This is a genomic window from Methanobrevibacter sp. (assembly GCF_017431965.1).
Taxonomy (GTDB): Archaea; Methanobacteriota; Methanobacteria; order Methanobacteriales; family Methanobacteriaceae; genus Methanocatella.
The window spans coordinates 55,912-72,704 of sequence record NZ_JAFRKB010000025.1; the positions used below are offsets into that span (position 1 = coordinate 55,912).

General features: G+C 32.9%; 14 protein-coding genes. 2 read left to right on the plus strand and 12 right to left on the minus strand.

Translation table 11 applies throughout. From position 1 onward, the window contains the following. Positions 1 to 32: 32 nt before the first annotated feature. Positions 33 to 2,171, minus strand: coding sequence for a heavy metal translocating P-type ATPase (locus IJI93_RS02585; RefSeq protein WP_292819474.1), 2,139 nt, complete (start codon positions 2,169 to 2,171; stop codon positions 33 to 35). Positions 2,172 to 2,192: 21 nt separating this feature from the next. Then, a complete protein-coding gene (locus IJI93_RS02590; protein ID WP_292819478.1) occupies positions 2,193 to 2,462 on the minus strand; it encodes a DUF6110 family protein in 270 nt (89 codons plus the stop codon). A gap of 352 nt (positions 2,463 to 2,814) precedes the next feature. Between IJI93_RS02590 and IJI93_RS02595 the strand changes: the two genes are divergently transcribed. Next, positions 2,815 to 3,534, plus strand: a complete 720-nt coding sequence (locus IJI93_RS02595; RefSeq protein ID WP_292819481.1) for a CPBP family intramembrane glutamic endopeptidase — start codon at positions 2,815 to 2,817, stop codon at positions 3,532 to 3,534. Positions 3,535 to 3,578: 44 nt separating this feature from the next. On the opposite strand, the gene IJI93_RS02600 is transcribed toward IJI93_RS02595, so the two are convergent. The 9 genes from IJI93_RS02600 to IJI93_RS02640 form a co-directional block, all read right to left on the minus strand. Continuing rightward, complete coding sequence (locus tag IJI93_RS02600; protein ID WP_292819483.1) at positions 3,579 to 3,929, minus strand: carboxymuconolactone decarboxylase family protein; 351 nt, start codon at positions 3,927 to 3,929, stop codon at positions 3,579 to 3,581. Between the two features lie 191 nt (positions 3,930 to 4,120). Next, positions 4,121 to 5,920: a subtype A tannase gene (locus IJI93_RS02605; RefSeq protein ID WP_292819486.1), complete on the minus strand. Its 1,800-nt coding sequence runs from the start codon at positions 5,918 to 5,920 to the stop codon at positions 4,121 to 4,123. A gap of 521 nt (positions 5,921 to 6,441) precedes the next feature. Next, on the minus strand, positions 6,442 to 6,948 hold the full coding sequence (locus IJI93_RS02610) for a flavodoxin family protein (RefSeq protein ID WP_292819489.1): 507 nt from the start codon (positions 6,946 to 6,948) through the stop codon (positions 6,442 to 6,444). 186 nt (positions 6,949 to 7,134) lie between these two features. Next, positions 7,135 to 8,574: an energy-coupling factor ABC transporter ATP-binding protein gene (locus IJI93_RS02615; RefSeq protein WP_366513270.1), complete on the minus strand. Its 1,440-nt coding sequence runs from the start codon at positions 8,572 to 8,574 to the stop codon at positions 7,135 to 7,137. After that, positions 8,567 to 9,286 (minus strand): energy-coupling factor transporter transmembrane component T, encoded by a 720-nt coding sequence (locus IJI93_RS02620; protein ID WP_292819495.1) that lies wholly within the window; start codon positions 9,284 to 9,286, stop codon positions 8,567 to 8,569. The genes IJI93_RS02615 and IJI93_RS02620 overlap by 8 nt, the downstream gene beginning before the upstream one ends. Before the next feature lie 9 nt (positions 9,287 to 9,295). Further along, the gene (locus IJI93_RS02625) at positions 9,296 to 9,877 is read right to left on the minus strand and encodes an MptD family putative ECF transporter S component (RefSeq protein ID WP_292819497.1); all 582 of its coding nucleotides are present in this window, start codon (positions 9,875 to 9,877) and stop codon (positions 9,296 to 9,298) included. Positions 9,878 to 9,924: 47 nt separating this feature from the next. After that, positions 9,925 to 11,670, minus strand: coding sequence for an ABC transporter ATP-binding protein (locus IJI93_RS02630; RefSeq protein ID WP_292819499.1), 1,746 nt, complete (start codon positions 11,668 to 11,670; stop codon positions 9,925 to 9,927). Further along, positions 11,670 to 13,460, minus strand: coding sequence for an ABC transporter ATP-binding protein (locus IJI93_RS02635; protein WP_292819502.1), 1,791 nt, complete (start codon positions 13,458 to 13,460; stop codon positions 11,670 to 11,672). The genes IJI93_RS02630 and IJI93_RS02635 overlap by 1 nt, the downstream gene beginning before the upstream one ends. A gap of 221 nt (positions 13,461 to 13,681) precedes the next feature. Beyond that, the gene (locus tag IJI93_RS02640; protein ID WP_366513272.1) at positions 13,682 to 14,656 is read right to left on the minus strand and encodes an AraC family transcriptional regulator; all 975 of its coding nucleotides are present in this window, start codon (positions 14,654 to 14,656) and stop codon (positions 13,682 to 13,684) included. 259 nt (positions 14,657 to 14,915) lie between these two features. Between IJI93_RS02640 and IJI93_RS02645 the strand changes: the two genes are divergently transcribed. Further along, positions 14,916 to 15,608 (plus strand): class I SAM-dependent methyltransferase, encoded by a 693-nt coding sequence (locus IJI93_RS02645; protein ID WP_292819508.1) that lies wholly within the window; start codon positions 14,916 to 14,918, stop codon positions 15,606 to 15,608. Positions 15,609 to 15,619: 11 nt separating this feature from the next. Here IJI93_RS02645 and IJI93_RS02650 read toward each other — a convergent pair whose 3' ends face one another. Next, positions 15,620 to 16,573: a bile acid:sodium symporter gene (locus IJI93_RS02650; protein WP_366513271.1), complete on the minus strand. Its 954-nt coding sequence runs from the start codon at positions 16,571 to 16,573 to the stop codon at positions 15,620 to 15,622. Between the last annotated feature and the right edge of the window lie 220 nt (positions 16,574 to 16,793).

Here is a 16,793-nt window from a genome sequence, read left to right on the forward strand (position 1 = left end):
ATAAAAACTTTAAAAAAAAAATAAAGTGAAGTTTAAGCTACCTCAATAGCTTCAACTTCTATAGCTTCAGTATAGTCTTCATCTTTTAGAACAGATTTAGTACTCATTGCACCAAATATCATTGTGGACAAATTATGAATCATTGAAGATGTTGATGGTGGAATAACACCTAAAACACCTAAAACAAGTAAAGACCCATTTACTGCAACGATATTTTGGTAATTGTTATTGATTTTATCCAACATTGCTTCACTTAATTTTCTAAGCGTTACAAGGTCATGCAAATCATCTGATAGCAATGAAACGTCTGCTACTTCACGAGCAATATCCGATGAATGTTTCATAGAAACAGACACGTCTGCAGTAGCCAGAGCTGGTGAATCATTTATTCCATCCCCGACCATAATTACAGTTCTGCCTTCTTCTTTCAGCTCTTCAATGATTCTAGATTTATCTTCAGGAAGAACCTGTGATTTATACTCACTGATACCCAATGCTTTTGCACTTGATTTAGCACCGCTTTCACTGTCCCCCGTAAGCATTATGACATGTTCAATGCCTAACTGCTTAAGTTCTTCAATGACATACTTTGCCTCTTCACGCACAGGATCATCAATACATATTATTCCTTCAAGTTTTCCATCAATAGCCAAATAAACAACTGAGTGCTCTTTTTCTTCTTTTTTGAGTTTTTTCTCTTGTGTCTTGGTTATTTTAACTTTTTCGTCATCAAACAAGAAGTGTTTTGAACCAATCACTGCACGTTTATTCTCATACTCAGTTACAATACCATGAGCTACAATATATTCAACTTCACTGTGGTCTTCTTCATGTTTGAGACCCTCTTCTTCAGCTTGTTTTACAATAGCTGTAGCAATGCTATGAGCAAAGTGTTCTTCAATGCAGGCCGCAATTCTCAAGATTTCATCACGTTTGTATCTTCTAGACATTGGAACAACCTTAACAACCTTTGGAGTCGCATTGGTTAATGTTCCTGTCTTGTCGAATACGATTGTGTCAGCATTTGCATAATTTTCCAAGAATTTTCCGCCCTTAACCATCATCCTATTATCTGATGCTTCACGCATTGCAGAAATAATGGATAACGGAGTTGTGAGTTTGATTGCACATGAGAAATCAACCATCAATACGGACAATGCCTTTGAAGCATTTCCAGTGAAAAGATAAGTTAAAGCAGTTGCAAGGAAACTGTATGGAACAATTGAATCCGCCAGCTTTTCCGCCTTGCTTTGAGTTTCGGCTTTCAGCTCTTCGGAATTTTCAATTAAATCTATAATCTTATTTAATCTTGTTTCCTTATTCATTGAATAAACTTCAACAACAATGTTTCCCTCTTCAATGACAGTACCTGCATGAACTGTTTTTCCTGGTTTTTTATGAACGGCCAACGGCTCACCTGTCATTGAGGCTTCATTAACCATTCCTTCACCATCAATCACCTTTCCATCAACAGGAATTATATCTCCCATATGGACTTTGATTTTATCTCCCTTATCTATTTCAATAGCAGGACATTGCCTTTCCTCACCATCATCTCCCACTACCCATACAGAATCAATGTTCAAAGCCAAACTGTCTTTTAAGGTGCTTTTTGCTTTCTGTACTGTGTAGTCTTCAAGAGCATCTGAAATTGACAGTAAAAACATCATTGAGCCTGCAGGAGCATATTGCTTTTGCATCAATGCACCGGCAACAGCCACACCATCAAGAAGTGCAACATCGATGGTGAAACTGGTCAAGCTATCCAAACCAGCCCAAATATATTTTAAAGAGCGATAAATAGCCAGAAAATTTTTAACAGGTATCGGCAAGAACATTCTTCCCAAAAATCTATTCACAACCATACCCATTAGCTTATAATAAAAATCATCAGTAATTTCTTTTGAAACTTGGGTTTGTGTAGGTTCTGCCTCAAAGAGGTCATCCAACGTGATTTTATTTAAAATATCAAATATTTTCTGTTTGTTTTCTTCGCCTTCTTCATAATATATCAAAATACTGCCATTTTTATGAGAAGTGAGAACTTCCTGGATAAAATCTTGGTCTAAAAGTAATGAAGCAATCCCATAGCCTTCTTTTTTTGTGAAAGCCCATTGACCGGAACGGAGTCTTAAACGATTCCCCCTATCATACATTACTTGATACTTCATTTTTTAACCTTAAACATTAATTTATTCCTCTTCTGCTTCAACATAGATTTCTTTTTTATCTTCTTCATGAGCATCTACGACAATATCTTCAGCATTTTCTTTTATGTCTTGGAAACATTCTTCAGCATCTTTTCTAATTGACATTACAGTAGCCATACCTTGTGTTGCTGCATCTTTTACAGCTTTTGATTCCAATACTTTTTTACCCACTACTGCAGTTGCAATTCCTGCAGCAAAAAGCAATGCATGTTTATGTTCAACACATTTATCAAAAAACTCTTTATTTACCATTTTTCAACTCTCCTAAATTTTTAAAAATAAATGCTCAGCTATTTAATATTTAGGCATACCTAATATTTAAGTTTTAAGCAAACCTAAATTTTATAGCAATCATTAAATAATATAAGAAATGAAATATTGTTTAAAACAAATAACAGGTGTAAACTTGAATGCCGATAAAAAATTTTTCTCAAAAATAGGATTTAACTATTTCACAATGGGTTTAACTGCAATATTATTTCAAATACTCATTATAAACATCATATACTTTATAAACAGTGATTTGATTAACAATATTAATTTTTTATCCATTTTATCATCATTTTGCAATTATATCCTACCTCTACCAATTTTTATTTATCTAATGAGAAAACTGGATTCACAAAAAATTAAAAAAGAAAGATTAGGAATTAAGAAATTCATAATTTACCTATCAATTAGCTTCACACTTATTTTGTTTGGAAACCTGATTGGGGTTTTTATAACCTCCCTGATATTACTTGTTACCAATAATACTATTGTAAATCCTGTGGAAAATTTAATTAATTCAACAGATATCTTATTGAATGTAGTTCTGATTAGTTTTATCGGTCCGATTTTTGAAGAGTTATTCTTTAGAAAATTATTAATTGACAGAACAATAAAATATGGTGCAAAAGCCTCAATAATCACTTCCGCAATATTGTTTGCATTTTTCCATGGAAACCTAAGTCAATTCTTTTATACATTTCTTCTGGGAGGATTTTTGGCATATGTTTATATAAAAACAGGCAGAATCATTTATCCCATTATCATTCACATGGTTCTTAATCTAATGGGGTCTGTTGTTAGCTTATTATCTGATGGTAGCTTAACAGCAATAATGAATAGCGCATTCACTATCACGGAGGTAATTACTGTCTTAATATATACCATTTTAATATTGACATTATTGCTTATCGGAACATTTAATTTACTTCACTATAAAAAAGATGAACTGCTTAAGGAGAAAATGCAAATTCCACTAAAAACAATTTTCCTAAATTATGGAATGGTCTGTTTTATTTTATTCTTCACATTCCTAATCATTAATCAGATAGTCTAATAACAGAAAAAAAAGAATTCTTAAAAAATAGTTGAGAGAAGAGTTTAAGCCTTATCTTCTCTTTCTTCTTCAATAGCTTCAGTAACACTATTTAATATTTGAAGTGATTTGGAAAATGCAGGCATACCTGAAGTTAATAAGACAACTCTCAAAACATCAACAATTTCCTCTTTAGTAATGCCCAATACTTCAATTGCACTTCTCATTTGCTTTTTGGTAGCTCTTGGATCTGCACGAGAAGCGGTAATGCCAATAGCTATTAATTTTTGAGTTTTATAATCCAAGATTTTGCCATCCCATACTGTTTCATTAATGTTGGATACTAACTCATACAAATCAGGATGTTCATCTTTTAATTCCCGTATACCTTTACCGTAATATACATCACCTTTCATACTCTTCCTCTCCAAATAATTTTATTAGTTAATTATTATTTTTAATTTCAAATTATATATAATTAGGCTATTTAAAAAACTACCTTTTATTCATAATTTTAATGTTTCTTGATTATCATCTTTAAAAATTAATTAAACCTGAATTCATGAAAAAATATTGAAAAGTGAATAATTTAAATTATTCACCCATTTTAGTTTAAACAGTCATTAACCCAATTGATGAAATTGCTGGTGGAATCACCAGTTCTTTCAGCTTGAGTGTGTCCTTGACCCCAAACTGTTGAAAACTCAACATTATCATTGCCGACTTTATTTAAAACAGCCAAATATAAGTTTACATCGACACACTGGGAAATGTCTCCCTGTTCAATACCAGTGTTTATTCTCCAGTGATTAGCCACATCTGAGCTTCCTGCACCATCATAATAGTCACATAGGTAATACATTGGATTGTACATGTTCACACGTGTTTCCATGCTGGTATTTAAGCTATCTGTTGCGGCCAAGTCATTTTTATATTCCTCAGCATAACTGCTTGAGTAATCACCATATTTGGAGTATTTTTCACTGTTGTTGTTGAGCAAATCGCTTAGTGTCTTGTCGAAATGTGATGAACTGTTTGCATCAAGACCGAACAATCCGTTTTCAGCTTGAGAACGATTCAAATCATCGAAAGCAGGTACTGATTTAGATGGATTTTTGCAATGTTTGACGAATGCTTCCAGACTGGTAATTTTGGCGGTATTTGTATTTGCATCATATTCAATCCAGGTATCGTTTCCATTTAATGAATCAATGTATTCTTTAGCGGTTTGATAAGTTGCTGAGGAGCCTGAATCACTGCTTTCGGTTGGCATTTCACCTCCCATATCTCCTGATGGCACCTCACCCGATGGTGCATCTCCACTTGGCATTTCTCCGCTAGGTGTTCCTCCAGACGGCATGGTCCCCATAGCATTGGAGCTTGGAGTGTATGGGAATGTTGTATCATTCAGGAAATTGTTCAATGACTCTTCAGTGACGCTTAACATGTAATCATAGTAGCTGCCGGATGTGTAAACCCCATTGTCACTTTCCTCAAGTGTCAATGTTTTGCCGTTTGGATCTTTTAGGCCTAATGCGTTAATGTAGGCGGCATATTCTGCTGCCAAATCATTACTTAAGGCACCTGTGAATGAGTTTGAATTTCTCACATATTGTCCCATATTCCATTCATATGCGCTATCTGCAGTATCTAAATTTGTTATTGGACACCAGCACATCGCACCAGCAATAGCATTTGATAAAACTTTTCCATCTTTGTCAACCATTGCAGCACCAATGTTTTCTAAATATGGATTATATAATTCGCTGTTTCCTGAAGCGCCCATTATTGCAGATTGTGCTCCTCCTCCACTATGGCCAAAAGTAAATATTTTCTCAATGTTTCCGGGTAAAACATCTCCGTTAAATCTGTAGTAAGTCACTGCAGATTTCAAGTCAACTACACCATCAGGTGCTTCTGCATTGTCTCTTCCCATACAACCAGCATTTAAATAGATAAAACCAGCATCAGTGTAATTTTTGACTTCACCTGCATTGTAACTAGTTGGTGCTTTGCATGCAGAATAACCTGGAGTATTTACTGGCATTACTATAGGTGCGGAATTAGAGGTATAATTTCCAACTTTAGCATTTTCATTTATTTTACAACTGTAAGTTCCATTGGAATTTTTACTGCCTTCAAAGTATTTTCCAGGAACGTAGATCCCACAAGATTCATATGAAGTATCTTTAGGATTCATACAGTATACAAGTCCAATTTGATAATATATGTCATTTGTTTCGTCATATTGCCAATTATTCATGTCAACTGAAAGATTATTTGTTAATGCGCTTGCATTATATGATGGTCCTTCGCCTGTTGGAGTCGAGTTACCTGTTAGGAAAAATACTCCCACAATAGATATTAGAATTATTATGGCAATTATAATTAAATGTAACTTTTTCATAACATCACCTATTAATTTTATATTAATAACTCGGAAGTGATATTTAAAATTTTTTATATTATACTGTCAGTTTTGCAAAATTGGAATGGGAAACAGACTTTGATTATGAAACATTAAATAACAATTTAATTAATAGTTTGGAATAATTTGCAAAAATTATATTTGCATTTTGTACTTGAAATAGATAAGTATCTGAACTTTTTTATAAGTTTTATACGAATGAAAATCTTTAATTATTATAATTTCAAAAAAAGTAGTGTAGAGAGACCATAAGTATGACAACTATCACATGCCCTTTCATAAAATAACCTCAATTAATTTAATTAATACTATTTTTCATTTTTAAATTATATATAAATAGCTATTTTTAATTGATTCAACATCATTCAAGGATTTTTTTTATATTGCTTTAGTTCACTTCATAATTTATTTTTTGAAAAATGAAATTAATGTCAACTATGGTTAAATCAGTAAAACATATCCCCCATATCAATATTAGAAAGATTAAAAAAGCCGAATTACTAACTACTATATTCTATACTTTCACCTAAAGCTTTTGCTTCAGCCTCTTTACCAGTCCCTAAAACTTCCCCCAAACTGGTCCAACCCATATGGGAAAAGACATTGTACCAGAAAACGGCTCCATCAAAATAAGGAGCTCCGGCAGTCATCAGTAAAACCGATTCCTTTTTAAATTCACTTTCTGGCAGACTATTAAACATTGCATATAACCTGTCTGCTGCGGTTTTGAGCTGGCCTGAAATATGTGCAAAATATGACGGTGAAGCGAATACCACGACATCAGCCAATTTAAATGCTTCATAAATCTCATACATGTCATCTTTCTGAACGCATGGCAAACCCTTGTTTTTGCATACAAGACATCCTTTACATCCCTTGATATTCATTTCATGCAAATAGAATTCTTTTATTTCATTGTCTTTGGCACCCTCTTTAAATGCATTTATTAATGATGCAGTGTTGCCATTTTTTCTTCCGGCTCCGTTTAAGATTATAATCTTTTTCATGATAATATTTTAGACAACAAAATTAATAAATCATTTAGGCCATCATGTAAATAAAAATCTGTTCATTCACTATTCCACAAACAATTGCAACCTTTATTTTCCACAAAATTAATTGTAAAATGACAAGAAGCAGTAACTATACAAAGATACTTGCAAACGGCAGATATCATCCAAATTTGATTTGGATTAATGTTTTAAGAAGAAATTTCTTAATTTTTCTTCATTTTGTTTATAACTGTCGATAATTTTTCCATTTTCCATAAGTAAAACATGAGAACATGCTTCCATTATCAGTTCAAAATCATGAGTTATGATAAATGAAGTGATGCCTAACTTTTGAAGATAAACTAAATTTTCACTAACTTTAAGCATGTTTTTCAAATCAAGCCCACTGGTCGGTTCATCAAAAATCAATATCTCTTTACCTGAAGCAATGGCTGATGCAATGGCAACTCTCTGTTTTTCACCGCCTGATAATGCCATCGGGTGAGCATCTTTTAGATGAATCAAATTTAAGTTTGTCAATATTTCCTCAGCACGGCTTATATTTTCCTCATCCATACTTAACAGTACTTCATCAAGTACGCTTTCTGTGAATAACTGATGATTCACATCCTGCATCACCATATAAGTCTTTTTAAGAAGATCTTTTCTTTTTAAACGAACATCATCCAAAATAACTTCGCCTTTACAAGATCTTTTAAGACCGCATAAACAATTTGCAAAAGTGGATTTTCCAGCACCATTCTTTCCAATAACTGCAATTATCTCATTTTTTGGGATTTTAATCCCATCAATATTTAATGCTTGCTTTTTACCATATCTGAAATTAAAATTCCTAAATTCAATAAGTTCTGAATTATCTGAATAATACTCTTTATGATTTGCAGTTAAATTTTCTAAATTCAATTGCCTTAACCCATAATTCCTATGATTGATTTTTTTAAACTCTTCAATAGACCATTCATTAGTAATTTGCCCATTTTCAAGAAATATAACCCTATCCACAACATTACTTAAAAAGAACAGTTTATGTTCAGCTATAACAACGGTTTTACCGGATTCCTTCCATTTTTTGATAATGTCTTCCAAATCCCAACTGGATTTTGAATCTAAATTTGATGAAGGCTCATCCAAAACAAATATATCCGGAGAAACTGCAGATACTGACGCACAAGCAATCTTTTGCTTTTCACCACCAGATAACTTGAAAATATTCTTATCGAGAAGATTATGTAATTTAAAGTCATATACGACATGATCCAATCTGTTTTTTATTTCATCAACACTCATCGCAAGATTTTCACATCCGAAAACTATTTCGCTTGTTGTATCCACATTGAAAAATTGGGTTTTTGGATTTTGAAAAACAGAACCGATGTGTTCTGAAATTTCATAAATTGGCATTTCACTTACCAAATTATCATTTAGATATACATTTCCCTGCCTTGTTCCATCAAAGAAGTTAGGAATGAGTCCATTAATCATGCGTGTCAGAGTTGTCTTTCCACAACCTGATTCACCGCAAAGCAGAATGACTTCCCCTTCCATAATATTCTGATTAATGTTTACCAAATTATATTTATCATCATCATATGAAAATGAAACATCTGCTATCTTAAGCAAATAAAACACCTCCTAAAAAATAATATGCATAAACTCCCAAACCAATGAATGAAATGGCAAGCAATGAATAATCTATTATATTTAATTTGACTTCAATTAGATGAGTTCTTCCCTTAGGATTGCTCAACCCTCTTGTAAGTGAAGCTGCAGACAGTTCATCTGCCGTTTTGATGGTACTGACCAAAATAGGAATCATATAAAATTCAATTAACTTTAAAGGATTTTTCAGAGATTTAACGTTCAAACCGAATCCCCTCATTTTCATCGCATTGGTTATTGATTTGATTTCCTCATAAACTGATGGAATATATCTGAAAATGACCGAAAGGGGAATACTAATTTCTTTTGGAATATTGCTTTTTTCCATGGAAGTTATAAATTCACTTACCTTTGTTGTTGTTATTGTATAATATCCCATAATCATAATAGGCAACATTCTAGTGGCAGTATAGCTAAACATTACAAGCAAAATTGCAATTATGCCTGTTGCAGTTGGAAGAAGATAAACCTGAACATATTTTGCAGCAATATATATTAAAATATAACTTAAAGCAAGTTTAATGCGGTTTGAAAAAAACAAGCAAATAAATGGAACTAAAACTAAAATTCCACTAATGTATAATGGCACTTCATTAAAAACCATGAAACTTATCAGAACCAATATTATTATTTTAGTTCTGGGATCCAATTTAAGATTTAGTTTTAATCCCATAATATCACTTTATGCTATGCCTGCTTTTTCGAAATGTTTTTTCAAAACAATTTTTCCGATATATGCACCTATCAAACCGACAATGAATGTTGCAATTATTAAGACAATCAACATCTCATTTGTTAAAAACGGCAAAATCACATTTACATAGTCAGTTCCCATTGATGCACGAATTGATTCGACAAAATAATCTCTTAAAATGTAAAACGGCAACATGTTACCAAATACACCCAATGAGAAAAATCCGTAGCTGATAATTGAATTTTTAATAGATGAATAATCACCCATTTTTAAGACTACATCCGCTATCAATCCGCAAAATGTGTAAACCACAATTGGAATCCAAGTGTGACCACTTAAAAACATTACAATTCCCAATACCAAAGCTAACAGTGTTGTCATTCCAAATTTATCAACTCTTGTTAAAAATAGCATATATGGAATTCCGGCAATTAATGCTGCAATGATTGGTAATCCAATCATCAATATCGGAATGTAACCTAACATTCCAAAAAGAAATATTAAAACTGTCAATATCACTGCAAAAATACCTACAGTGATTAAATCTTTTACATTAAGAATTTCACTCATAATATGACCTCCTATATATTATAATAATGAAAATAATCATGGAGAATTTAGATTTTCCATTCTCCACTTAAGTTCTGTAAATCAACCATTCGTTTAAACAAGCCATCATTGGCAATTAGCTCTTCGGGTGTTCCCTGCTCGGCAATTTTACCTTCGTCCAAAACAACAATCTTATCTGCATTGGCTATTGTTCTCATTCTATGAGCGATAATGATAACTGTCTTGTTTTTAATCAGCTCAGACAAAGCTTTTTGAATCCTTGATTCGTTTTCAACATCCAAAAATGATGTCGCTTCATCCAATAGAATTACATTCGCATCTTTTAGAAGTGCTCTTGCAATTGAGATTCTCTGCCTTTGACCGCCAGACAATAACTCGCCGTTTTCTCCTATTACAGTATCATATCCGTTTGGAAGCTTGGATACAAACTCTTCACATTCCGCAAGACGGGCAGCCTCAATCACTTCGTCGTCAGTTGCATCCTTTCTTCCGACGCGAATGTTTTCCAGAATTGAATTGTTAAAAAGTATAACATCCTGGAAAACAATTGAAAAGTTTTCCAGAAGCTTTTCAGAATCCAATTGTGATAAATTCTGACCTCCAAGTGATACTGTACCTGATACAGGGTCCCAGAATCTTGCAGCAAGCTTTGATACAGTACTTTTACCGCCACCGGAAGGACCAACAAGTGCTGTAACTTCACCCTGTTTTGCGGTAAATGAAATTTCAGTCAAAACATCTTTTAAATCATCATAATTGAAATTAACATTTTCAAATTCAACATCATAGCAATCAAGTGAATAATCTGTAAGGCCCCCTTCAACCACCAGGCTTTCAATTTCCTGAGTTCTTGTGATTTTATTGTCCATCATAAATATTTCAGCCAAAAACATCAGTCCGTTTTCCAGAGGAGAGTAAATTGTTGCAGAAGCTATCAAGAATATCAAAAGGGTAAAAATTGATATTTGTGAATTTACTATCAGATATGAACCTAAAAGAATCACAGAAACTATTCCTAAGTTCAGTACAACTTTGCCTGTTATTACACCTGCAGCAGACATCAATTCAGCTTTAAGCCTTGATTTTTCAATTGTTGAAGTTAGACTGCTGATTTTTCCAAAATATTCATCTTCATAATTGTAGGATTTCAAATCCCTAATTGATTCAATGCATTCCTGCATGGCATCCCCACAATTAAGCAAATCGGCCATCACTATATCGCCACCCTTATAAATAAGTCTTTTGGATATGAATAATATTATAAAAGCAACTGGAACTACCCATAAAAGCGCAATAGCCAATCTCCAGTCAAATACAATCATTCCGATTGAAACAATGCATAATGAGAGGATTGAACCTAACAATTGCGGAACTGCATGTGAGAAAACATGCTCCAAATCAGTGCAGTCATTCATTATTGTTGCAGTCAAGTCAGCCAGGTCCCTGTTTTCAAAAAAGGATAATGGAAGTTTCCTTAAATTCTCACCAAGATTAATCCTTCTGTTTTCACTTTCAACGTATGTTGTATTGAAGACAAAGTGATACTGTTTCCATGCAAATGCGAAAATGATTCCTAAAACGATTAATATCAATACAATAAACATTCCAAGATTAGGGTCAATTATTTCACCGCCGGTCAACGGTTCTACCCACATGTAGACAAGCAGAGCATATAATCCAACGGGAAACATCAATGAAATATCCAGAAGTGCAGTGTAGAGAATGCCTTTAATCAAATTGTCTGAACCTGCTTTTGTAAGTCCGAATCTTTCAGTAAAAAATTCAGATAACATCATATCACCTCGCTTTTAACTTTCCATTGTATGGACTGGTTAAATTCATCCCACATTCTGGAGTAAAGGCCTTCACTATCAACCAGACTATTGTGATTGCCCTCTTCAACAATTCTTCCGTTTTCAACTACAAAGATTTTATCCACGTTTTTAACTGTGGATAGCCTATGCGCAATCATGATTACGGTTTTGTCTTTAGTGATTTCTGAAATTGCTTTTTGAATCAGGTATTCGTTTTCCGGATCTGCCAGTGCAGTTGCCTCATCTAAAATAATGATTGGAGCATCCTTAAGAATAGCTCTTGCAAGTGCAATTCTTTGCTGCTGTCCTCCAGAAAGATATGTTCCTTCACTTCCAATTATAGTATCTATTCCATCCGGAAGCTCATCAATGATGTCATCACACTGGGCTAAATTCAATGCTTTTTTAACATCTTCTCTTGATGCTCCTTTTCGACCGATTGCGACATTATTGTAAATTGAATCCTTAAATAATGTTGTATTCTGGAATACAAAAGAGATGTTTTCCATCAAATCCCTTGTTGAAATGTCTCTAACATCAACATCACCAACTTTAATTGACCCCTGATTGACATCCCAAAATCTTGGAATCAGTGATGCAATTGTGGTTTTGCCTCCACCAGAAGGACCGACCAATGCAACGGAATCATTTTCATTAATCTCGAGATTCACATCATTTAAGATATGTTCATCACCGTCACATTCCCCATAGTCAAAATACACACCTTCAAATACTATTGAATGGTTTTTGGGTTTTTGAGGATTGGCTGTCTCAACCAAAGGTTTTTCATTAAGAATAGCTTCGATGCCGTCCAACGCATAACTTGCAAGCATCCAGTCCTGTGAAACTGTCATTATCTTATTCATCATTACGGCGCAAATTGGTGTGAAAATAATGTAGAACATAAAGTTTGCAAAGAATTTTACATCTACAAGTGATCCTGCAAGCAATATTCCCGCAGGAATCAATAATGCGAAAAATCCGTTGATGGATACTGTAAATGCCGTCATCGGAAGCTGAGTTGAAAGTGAGTATTCCGAAGAGAATTTTCCATAGTTTTTAATGGCGCTGATAAAGTTTTTAAATGAATAAACACTTTGTTGAAATGCTTTTGTAACCGGAATTCCCCTTACATATTCTACCGCTTCTGCATTCATCTTTTCCAAATATTTCTGGTATTCTTCCATAAGATTTTGGGATTCTTTTGAAAACATAGGATACATGAATACAAAACACAATATGATTGGAATTAAACATATCAATCCCAATAGCCAATCAAAACTGAACAGCAGTATTAAGAATGCTATCGGAGTTACGACAGCACCTGTCAAGTCAAACAGCTGATGGGCCAGGAATGTTTCAGTTTTTGTTGTACTGTAATCAATTATCTTCCTAAGGCCACCGCTTGTACGGTTTGAAAAATAACCTAAAGGTAGCTTGAGCAAATGCTTTACAGCAGCGTCCTTCATGTTCTTTTCATTTTTAAATGCAGATAAGTGTGTACCCATAAGTCCAAAAAAGTTTAAGACAATTCCCAGTACCGCAAAAGAGAATGCGTTTATTGCATAAACATCCAAGTTTTGGGCTTTTGCAAAATCCGGGGCAACTGTCAGTAGGGCATTTACCACATCCCATATATAAATAAATGGAACTAATAAACATATTGCACTTAAAGCTGATAAAAACATGCCTATGATTGTTAAATATTTATAATTACCTGAGTAATTTAATAATCTTATAAATTTATTTTTATTTTTAGTTTCTGACATTATTATCGCCTTAAATAATAATTTAGGTTTACCTAAAAATTTAAAATTGACCTAAAAGGACAAAACACTAAAAATATCTTAAAAAAATAATTAAGAAATAATTAAAAGTATTTTAATAAAAAATAACTAGATAAACCAGTACTCACTATAAAGTATTGAAAAAATTAATATATAAATATTTTTGAACTAAAAAGACAAAAAATATACCAAAAAGACAAAATTCATTTTTTATATTCTGAGGGAGTACACCCAACATAATCTTTAAATGCCTGCGTGAACTTTGAAGGTGATGAATAACCTACCATTTTAGATATTTCAGAAAGAGTATAAGACTCCTGCTCAATTAATTTGCAGGCATATTCAAGCTTATATTCCTTTCTCCATCTAAAAATAGGTTTGCCGTAAACTTTTTTAAAGCAATTTTTCAATGTTGTTTTACTGATGCCATGCTTGCTTGCAATCTCATCTATTGTAATTTTACTTTCAAGGTCACTGATTAACTCATTTTTTACAGAATCAACAATTTTAACCTGCTGTGGTGTAAGGGAAATATTTTCATGGACAGTAAATTTTGTAATCGAGAAAAACAGCAATAATTCAAGACATTTCAATTTATAATAAGACAATTTAATCCTATTGTCCACATTATAGAGTTCACCTATGATATGATCTATTCTATCGTTTGAGCGAAGCAATACATACCCTTGAGATTTTTCCAAATCCTCATAAAATTCTATCAAGTCAAAATCAGGAATATACTGCTTTACATAACCATTAGCTACATCAACATCAATGAAAATCTCCAAACCATTATAAAAACCTAACGGAAAATCGGAATATGTTTTTGTCAGTTCATATATGCTAATGCACAAATCCCCCATTCCAAAATAAATTATTTTATCATCACCGACACTATAAGCGTACCTACCATCGAGACAATGGTTTATTTCAAGCAATCTTGAAGAAATTTTTTCTTCAACATATATTTCCTCATGATTTTTTAAATTGATATCGATAAATGCCAGGATAACTCCAGGGAACAAAGAATATGTTTCAAATTTGCCATATTCTCCTAAATCAATGATTTTTTTATAATCGTCACCAGTTATGGAAAATTCTGTGACAAAAACATCATCAAATAAACCGTAAAGATTTTCATTCATGCTTTTAGTTATATTGACTCTTATATAAAATATTTCAACATGTGACTTAAATTAATTAAAATTTAGGTATACCTAAAAATTTATATATCATTAAACTAAACTTACAATCATGGCAACTAGGGTAATAATAATGTATGGAAATATATTGCTATTTATCCTCCCACTTATTTTTTGGGCATTTCTAACAACAGCCATGAAAAAAACAGGAAAATCATGGCTGATTGATTTATATGGCAATGATCATATCAACTACTCAAAGAAAGTTAACAGATTTATACTAAAGGTGATATGAATGGGATTTTTTGACAATATGCGCAAACCGCAAGGAAAGCTAGGAAACATACAGCTAAAATCAATGAACAAAGAACATACACCCGTTTCACTATGGGGACTGAAACATCTGGACATCCAACCTGATGACATCATACTGGATGTTGGCTGCGGCGGTGGAATAAACATAAATAGAATGGCTGAAAAGGCTAAAAAGGTCTACGGTGTTGACTACAGTATAGAAAGCGTAAACCTATCCAAAGAAGTTAATGAAAAATTAATCAGTGAAGGAAAAGTTGAAATTTATGAAGGAAATGTTAAAAGCCTTCCATTTGAAGAAAACACATTTGATATTGTAACAGCTTTTGAAACCGTTTACTTCTGGCCAGACATTGAAAAATGCTTCGGCGAAGTAAAAAGAGTCCTGAAACCCGGCGGAATGTTTTTAATTGGAATGGAGACAAACGGATCAGATAATTGGATAATGAAATTCTGGAACCATTTCATAGACATGGAAATGCATAACGATGAAGAAATCACATCTTTCCTAGAGAATAATGACTATAGCCAAATCACAGTTTATCTAAGGGATGGAAAAAACAAAAAAGAAATAATCAAATCAAACGGCAGTGAAAAAACAGTTGATGATTATTATAATCACGTATCCGTTTCAGACAGATTCGTGCAATGGGTGACAGTGACAGCAAGGAAATGATACATTAAATTTTAATGATAAATCAATTCATAGCTTTTAACCCATAAGCAGAATTTTGATACAATATAAAGCACAGGAAGTTCTATCAAAGGCCCAATCACCAAAGCTATTGTGATTAGCTCATGACCTTGAAAAGAGTTTATTGCGATAGCCAATGCCAATGGTGAGTTGCGTGCCAATGTAATCATTGTCAGGCTTGCATATTCTGAATATGTGAAATTTATCTTTTTTGCAACAATCAAATCAAGAATAATATTAACTATGAAGAATATGATTAATGGAAAAAATATTGTGATTACTGAATCAAGATTTGCAGACAGCAATTCACCCTGACTTGCAAATATGCAGAATACCGCCAATGCTAAAAACCAGATTTCCAAATCAGAAAATAAATCTGTAACCTTTTCTTTTAAATCATTGTTTAAGATGAATTTTATGATTTGAGCCAGCACGAATGGTATTACAATAACAATTAAAAGAGAATATAATAATTGTGCATATTCCATTGTATTTCCACTTGAAAAGAATATCACAAGATAAATCGGCAGCAATATTATCTGTAAGACCAGATTGATTGGAAGTATTGATAAGCTAAGTGTCAAATCTCCTTTTGCAATTTTTGTAAACACCAGATACCAGTCGGTGCATGGAGTCAATATCATCATGAAAAATCCAATCCATACATCAATGTTTCCATTTAAAAATAGTGACCCTAAAAAGTATCCGAAAAGAGGTGTCCAGAGGAAATTAATAATTAAACTTGCAATAGTAAAATTAGCATTTTTAAAACTTTTTTTAATATTATTTATAGGAATTTCAAGGAATACCCCAAGTAACATCAAGCATAGGAATATATTAATCAGATTTTCGCTGTAGCAAGAGATTATATGAATATTGGAGGAAAACAAACCTATGATTATAGTTATGAATATTATTATCGGTTCAAGCTTTTCCATCAAATCCAAACAGACACCTCTTTTAGGTATGCCTAAATTTATATCATTTCAAATATATAACTTTTAGCATCATATCAATCCACATGCTGAATATTAGAATATCAAATTAGCAGATTTTCAATTGACAACTAAAATTTTGAGGCTAGAAAAATAATTGTTGAAAGTAGATTAGAATATTAAATTAGAATGAATCTTAAAAGTAGTGTAGAAAGGAAAGTAACACAACAAT

Excerpts from the sequence above, each read along its gene's own strand:
- IJI93_RS02590 (WP_292819478.1), bottom strand. The coding sequence starts at position 2,462 with ATGGTAAATAAAGAGTTTTTTGATAAATGTGTTGAACATAAACATGCA.
- IJI93_RS02630 (WP_292819499.1), bottom strand. The coding sequence starts at position 11,670 with ATGTTATCTGAATTTTTTACTGAAAGATTCGGACTTACAAAAGCAGGT.
- IJI93_RS02605 (WP_292819486.1), bottom strand. The coding sequence starts at position 5,920 with ATGAAAAAGTTACATTTAATTATAATTGCCATAATAATTCTAATATCT.
- IJI93_RS02625 (WP_292819497.1), bottom strand. The coding sequence starts at position 9,877 with ATGAGTGAAATTCTTAATGTAAAAGATTTAATCACTGTAGGTATTTTT.
- IJI93_RS02645 (WP_292819508.1), top strand. The coding sequence starts at position 14,916 with ATGGGATTTTTTGACAATATGCGCAAACCGCAAGGAAAGCTAGGAAAC.
- IJI93_RS02620 (WP_292819495.1), bottom strand. The coding sequence starts at position 9,286 with ATGGGATTAAAACTAAATCTTAAATTGGATCCCAGAACTAAAATAATA.
- IJI93_RS02600 (WP_292819483.1), bottom strand. The coding sequence starts at position 3,929 with ATGAAAGGTGATGTATATTACGGTAAAGGTATACGGGAATTAAAAGAT.
- IJI93_RS02635 (WP_292819502.1), bottom strand. The coding sequence starts at position 13,460 with ATGTCAGAAACTAAAAATAAAAATAAATTTATAAGATTATTAAATTAC.
- IJI93_RS02585 (WP_292819474.1), bottom strand. The coding sequence starts at position 2,171 with ATGAAGTATCAAGTAATGTATGATAGGGGGAATCGTTTAAGACTCCGT.
- IJI93_RS02595 (WP_292819481.1), top strand. The coding sequence starts at position 2,815 with ATGAGAAAACTGGATTCACAAAAAATTAAAAAAGAAAGATTAGGAATT.
- IJI93_RS02610 (WP_292819489.1), bottom strand. The coding sequence starts at position 6,948 with ATGAAAAAGATTATAATCTTAAACGGAGCCGGAAGAAAAAATGGCAAC.